Origin of the sequence: Collinsella aerofaciens (assembly GCF_039752955.1) — a bacterium.
GTDB lineage: Bacteria > Actinomycetota > Coriobacteriia > Coriobacteriales > Coriobacteriaceae > Collinsella > Collinsella aerofaciens_BI.
The window spans coordinates 1-6064 of sequence record NZ_JBDMHB010000028.1 but is presented as its reverse complement, the minus strand read 5'-3'; the positions used below and the strand labels follow the sequence as shown (position 1 = coordinate 6064).

4 protein-coding genes and 1 other RNA gene are annotated in these 6064 nt (G+C 60.8%); 2 read left to right on the top strand and 3 right to left on the bottom strand.

Annotated features, from left to right (window positions below):
- Together ABHR75_RS07015 and ABHR75_RS07010 are read right to left on the bottom strand one after the other, a co-directional pair.
- Nucleotides 1-1694, bottom strand: a 1694-nt coding sequence (locus tag ABHR75_RS07015; RefSeq protein WP_346963960.1) for an ABC transporter ATP-binding protein, incomplete at its 3' end; no start/stop codon positions are given.
- Entirely contained in the window at nucleotides 1695-3548 is a 1854-nt protein-coding gene (locus tag ABHR75_RS07010; RefSeq protein WP_346963959.1) for an ABC transporter ATP-binding protein, read from the bottom strand. It lies immediately after the preceding gene.
- A 209-nt stretch (nucleotides 3549-3757) separates the two neighbouring features.
- Between ABHR75_RS07010 and ABHR75_RS07005 the strand changes: the two genes are divergently transcribed.
- Nucleotides 3758-4801: an LPXTG cell wall anchor domain-containing protein gene (locus ABHR75_RS07005; RefSeq protein ID WP_346963958.1), complete on the top strand. Its 1044-nt coding sequence runs from the start codon at nucleotides 3758-3760 to the stop codon at nucleotides 4799-4801.
- Nucleotides 4802-5151: 350 nt separating this feature from the next.
- On the opposite strand, the gene ffs is transcribed toward ABHR75_RS07005, so the two are convergent.
- Nucleotides 5152-5247, bottom strand: an RNA gene (ffs, locus tag ABHR75_RS07000) — signal recognition particle sRNA small type.
- Nucleotides 5248-5798: 551 nt separating this feature from the next.
- Here ffs and ABHR75_RS06995 point away from each other — a divergent pair.
- Nucleotides 5799-6064: IS110 family transposase (locus ABHR75_RS06995; RefSeq protein ID WP_346963957.1), on the top strand; the 266-nt coding region annotated here is incomplete at its 3' end.

Sequence of the window (6064 nt, the reverse complement as noted above, 5' to 3'; positions counted from 1 at the left end):
GCCATAAGCTCGTCGAATGCCGCCTGCACCTGCAGCTCGGTACGGGTATCGATACTCGACGTTGCCTCGTCCAGCAGCAAGATAGCCGGGTCGGTGAGCATGACGCGCGCGATGCACAGCAGCTGTTTTTGACCCTGGCTAAACGTGCCGCCGTCCTCGCCGATGACCGTATCGTAGCCGCCTGGCAGCTGCACGATAAACTTGTGCGCATGCGCGCGCTTGCCCGCCTCGATAACCTGCTCGCGCGTGGCGTCAGGACAGCCGTAGGCGATGTTTTCCGCCACCGTGCCCTCGAACAGCCAAGTGTCCTGCAGCACCATGCCAAAGGCACGGCGCAGGCTTGCGCGCGTGTAGTCACGCGAGGAACGGCCATCGACCGCAATGCGACCGGCATCGATATCGTAAAAGCGCAGCAGCAAGTTGATGAGCGTCGTCTTGCCACAGCCCGTAGGGCCGACCAGGGCAAAGCGCATGCCGGGCTTAGCCTCAATACAGATGTCCTGCAGCAGCTTGCGGTCGGGCACGTAGCTAAAGTCCACATGCTCAAGGGCGACCTCGCCCTGCGGTGCGGCAAGCTCCACGGCATCTGGCGCGTCGGGCTCCTGCTCGCGCGCATCGAGCAGCGCAAACATGCGGCGCGCCGAGGCGTACGCGGTCTGGATCTGCGTAATGACGTTGGTGACCTCGTTGAACGGCTTGGTGTACTGGTTGGCATAGGACAGGAAGATCTGCACGCCGCCCACCGTAAGCGCCGCGGGCACGCCCGTGATCACGCCCACGCAGCCGATCACAGCGACCACGGCATAGATGATGTTATTGATAAAGCGCGTGCCGGGGTTGGAGAGCGAACCCATAAACTGCGCGCGCTCGCCCGCGGTGTAGAGCTCGGCATTGAGGGCATCGAAGCGTTGCTGAGCGTTCGAGCCATAGGCAAAGGCGTCGACAAGCTTCTGCTCGCCCACGTACTCCTCGATATGGCCGCCAAGCTGACCCTGAATACGCTGCTGCGCCGTAAAGCTCTTGTTGGAGAGCTTGGCAATAGCACCAGCTGCAAAAATGGAAAGCGGCGTGACGAGTACCACCACGAGCGTCATGGTCAGGTTAATGGAGAGCATAAACGCGAGCGTGCCCACGATGGTAATAACACCGGTGAAGAGCTGCGTGAAGCCCTGCAGCAGACCGTCGCCCACCTGGTCGACGTCGTTGACCACGCGGCTCATAAGGTCGCCGTGGGCATGGCTGTCGATAAAGCTGAGCGGCATGCGGCTGAGCTTATCGCTCGCCTCCACGCGCATATCGCGCACCGTCTCGTAGGACAGGCGGTTGACGCAGTAGCCCTGTAGCCACTGGAAGGCCGCAGCACCTACGACGACAATCGCGAGCTTGGTAACGAGCGGCAGCAGTGCGTCAAAGTCCACCTGCCCGGCGGCAACAATCAGGTCGATGCCCTCGCCGATGAGAATGGGCGTGTAGAGCTGCAGGATCACCGAGACGGCGGCACTCAAAAACGATGCCACAAACGAGACGCGGTGCGGGCGAACATAGCCCAGCAGGCGGCGGGTCACCGCACCCACGGGATAGCGCTCGGGATCGCCGGGCTGGCGCGGACCGTCGCCCAGGTCGTTGAGGTTATCGTTACCGGACACGTTGGCCGTCATCGTGGCGACCGAACCGGAGGAAGTGTACGGATTCATTTAGCAGCCCTCCTTTGCGCAGACGGATGCAGGGGCGGTCGGAGCGGACGCGGGCGTCGTGCTCCCCTGCTGGCCCTCGAGCTCTTCGCGGCGCAGCTGCGACTGGCAAATCTCGCGATAGAGCTGGCAGGTCGCGTACAGCTCGTCATGCGTGCCCAGGTCCGCAACCGAGCCGTGGTCGAGTACGCAGATCATGTCGGCATCGCGAACGGTCGAGACACGTTGGCTCACGATGACGGTCGTGAGCGGCAGCCCGCCCTCGGCGGCACCGCGCACACTGCGCTCGCGGATGGCATGGCGAAGCGCCGCGTCGGTCTTAAAGTCGAGCGCCGAGGCAGAATCGTCCATGATCAATATCTGAGGCGAGCCCACCAGGGCGCGCGCGATGGTCAGGCGCTGGCGTTGGCCACCGCTGAAGTTCTTACCGCCCGCCTCGACCGGGGTATCGAGCCCCTGCGGCTTGTTGCGCACGAACTCGCTCGCCTGCGCCGTGTCGAGCGCCGCCCAGAGCTCCTCGTCGGTCGCCGACTCGTCACGCCAGGTCAGGTTGCTGCGGATCGTGCCGCTCACCAGCGACGCGCGTTGCGGGACGGTCGCGACCACATGGCGCAGCTGATCGAGCGGCCAGGCACGCACGTCGGAGCCCATCACGCTCACGCTGCCGGTGCTCGCATCGTACAGGCGCGGGATGAGCGAGACGAGCGTGGACTTGCCGCTACCCGTACCGCCGATAATGCCAAGCATCTTGCCCAGCGGGAGCTCCAGGGTCACATCGCTCACGGCATTTACCGCGCCCACGCCAAACGAGAAGTTCGCATGGTCAAAGCTCAGCGCGGAGACCGGGGCGCCGACGTCCGTCGCGGGTGTCTGGGGCAGTGCGACCGGCTCGTTATCCTCGTCGGTGATGCTCGGCACGCAATTGAGCGCCTCGTTGATACGCGACGCACTGGCGCTCGCCTTGGTAAAGACCACGACCAGGTTGGCGACGTACACGATGGAGGTCAGGGTCTGCGTCATGTAGTTCACAAACGCCATGACCTGGCCCTGCGTGAGCTCGCCCACGTTGACCTGGATGCCGCCCACCCACAGGATGGCGCACACGCCCAGGTTCATCACAAGAAACGTGACGGGGTTGAGAATCGACGAGAGCTTGCCCACCGCGATGGCAGTATTGGCCTGGTCATCGGCGGCTTGGGCAAAGCGCTCGCGCTCGTGGTCCTCGCGCACAAAGGCGCGAACCACGCGGGCGCCCGAAAGCCCCTCGCGGCAAATGAGCGCGATGCGGTCGAGCTTTGCCTGCAGCTGCTTGTAGTACGGAATGCAGCGCGCAATGACAAACCAAAACACCAGGCCAATGGCGGGCGTGCAGATCAAAAAGATGATGCCGAGCTTAAGGTCGATGGCAAGGGCCGCGCACATGGAGCCCACCGCCAGGAAGGGCCAGCGGATGAGCATGCGCACGCCCAGCGCCACGGCAAGCTGCACCTGGTTGACATCGTTGGTAATGCGTGTGATGAGCGACGGCGTGCCAAAGCGGTCGAGCTCGGCATAGCTCAGCTTGTTGATGTGCTTGTAGAGCGCGCCGCGAATGTCGGTGCCCATGCCCTGCGATGTCAGCGCCGCCATCTTTTGGCAGACGAGCGTAAACGAGATGCCGATCACGGCCATAGCGCCAAGCACCATGCCGTAGTGGACGACAGCGTTCACATCGCGTGCGCCGATGCCCTTATCGATCATCTGGGCAATCACCAGCGGCGTCAGCAGGTCAAAAATCACTTCGATCAGCTTGCACGCTGGGCCGATCACCATATACCGGCGAAACTTACCACCAAAACGCCTGAGCAGCTCAATCATGTATAGGCGCTCCCTATCATCATTCACACTCAATTCGAATCATGATAGTACGGTGAACCCAAAAGAAGCGTAAACAACTCGTCATTTCTAATGGGATTCGGTTTTCAGAGGGGTATACGCGCACACCCAGCCAGTGTCGGGTCGACCGCTTGGTATACTTACATTAGTGCTACCAAGTTAGTCGCCGACCCTTGAAATGAGGTGCCGAGATGAACGACATTCTCGCAAGAAGAGCAAGACGAGCAACTGTGGGCATCGCCCTTTCCGCGGCACTTGTCGCGGTAATCGCCCCCGCAACGGCGATCGCGGCAGAAACCAGTTCCCCCACCGGTGCGGCCGTTTCGCAGACGAGCGCCACCAGCGGCAATTCGGGCGCCCCGCAGACAGAAGATGCGGCCGCCGCAAAAGAAAAAGCGTATGCAGCCATGCAGGAAGCGCTCAAAAAACTCGAGGCCGCAAAAAACGCCGCAAGTCCCGAGAAAATTGCGAGATTCAATGATGACATTGCCCGTTTTCAAGAGCTCCGCGACAAGATGGCGGCGCAAGCCGCCGAAGAGAGGGAACTCCTTCCCACCATGCAAGCGGACATCGATGCAGCCCAAGCCAAATACGACGGGGCCATCAACCGGGTAAGCGAGCTCCAGGCAGAATTAGACAAGAAACTTGAGATGCTTAAGACACTCGAAGCACTCGGCTACGAGGAGTTTGTCGAAACTGTTAAACAGCAAATAAAGCAGTTGCACAGTGAGATCAGATCGACAAAAACGCATGTAAACTCTTGCGAAACGGAGCTCCGCGAGTTCCAGTACCGCCTCAGAAATCAGGAAAGACGAGTTAATGACTGTGAACGTGCTGTAGAGAAATATAAAGCCGATATCGACCGGTTCACAGCCTGGCGAGATGCGCTCCTCGACAATTTGAAAAAAGCGCAAACGGCCTATGACGACGCCTGCAAGGCATACGAAGAGGCAAAAGCCGCGGCAGACAAGGCCACCTCGCCCGAGATAACGAAACCCGCCGAGACGACAAAACCCTCCAGCTCAGCGCAGCCGGCCGAGACGGCGCAGCCCGCCAGCTCGCCCGCGACCGGCAAAGACGCTCCATCGAGCTCCACCAAGCAAGCAAATACGACCACCGGCAAGCTCGCGAACACGGGCGACACAGCGCCGAGCGCAATCGCACTCGCAGGAATCGCCGCCGCAGGCCTCGGAATAACCGCCACAGCCACACGCCGCATCAAGAACTCAAAATAGTCGACAGAGCATATCGCCTTCGCCAATCTACAAACCCAGAGACAAAAAGAGGTCCGTTTCCCCAACCTAGGGAAACGAGCCTCTTTACTTGTAAAAACAGACTGTAATGCCACTGTCTCTTGAAGCACGCAGCCATCAATGCCCAGACAACACTAGCAAGCCGCAGTCCTTAGGGGATAGATTTAATTCAGATAAATGCGCCTTTACGGGTGATTTTTGGACGAAGTGGTCCCGGTGCCGGCGGGCTGTTTGGTAGTCGAGCGATCCCGCAGGCAAAGCCGAGGACCAGCGAGACACCAAACAGCCCGCCGGCACCGGGACCGCATCGCGGCACCAAAAAAGCGCCCGTGCGCTCGATGGATTCGGATGCCCGACAGAGGCTCCTTATGGCTGCTTCCTTCCGGACCTGACCAGATTCGGAACATGTCGTCATCCGAACCCATCGAACGCGCTAGGCGCTCGGTATATCTTACCTGCTCCCGCCCGCCAGAGCAAGGTAGCTAATTTGGGACGGAGCTTTTTTGACTACTTTTTGACTGGAGGGGCATCAGGGTGGCGAAAGTAGTCAAGTAAGCCCCGTCCTAAATAGACTGATCTGTTGCTGTACCACGAAAAGGGGCTATCTACTACGTTTTGGTCACAGAGGTCAACCATAGCCGGCTATTTCAAAAATCGGCAAGCTTTCTACCTGCACTGATAATTGTCCTTGGGGGAAGCGGGCACTGCGGGGGCGCGTCAACAGCGCGCGATTTCCGCGTCGCAGCGCTACCCTGATGCTGAATGCCGGGACGATGACCCACTGACCTGCTGACGCCTCTTCGGCCGTCCTCAAATCCGACCTGTCTCGCCCCGGCATCCGCGTCCCGGAGTCCTGCCATGACCTAATAGGAGCATGAGCGCGGACAATCGGACAAGCCAATTGGATTGTAGCGCTCCCGTCAGTGCAATGTCTGGGAGACCCGGGCGCGGGGCAGGCGGCAGACCGAGGGGAGCGAAAATGGAAGGCGAAACGGTCATCGCGGGCGTCGACACGCACAAGGACGTGCATGTCCTGTGCCTGCTCGACGGCCTCGGGAGGAAGATCTGGAGCGGGAGCTTCGGGGCCGACCCCGAGGGCTACGACAGGCTGGCGGAGGCGATAGGCGACCCGGGGAGCTGCATGGTCGTCGGCGTCGAGGGCACGGCATCGTACGGGGCCGGGCTGACGAGGAGGCTCGTGGAGCTCGGGTACAACGTCGTCGAGGTGCTCAGGCCCAAGAGGGA

Coding starts and splice junctions, on each gene's coding strand:
- ABHR75_RS07010 (WP_346963959.1), bottom strand. CDS start 3,548: ATGATTGAGCTGCTCAGGCGTTTTGGTGGTAAGTTTCGCCGGTATATG.
- ABHR75_RS07005 (WP_346963958.1), top strand. CDS start 3,758: ATGAACGACATTCTCGCAAGAAGAGCAAGACGAGCAACTGTGGGCATC.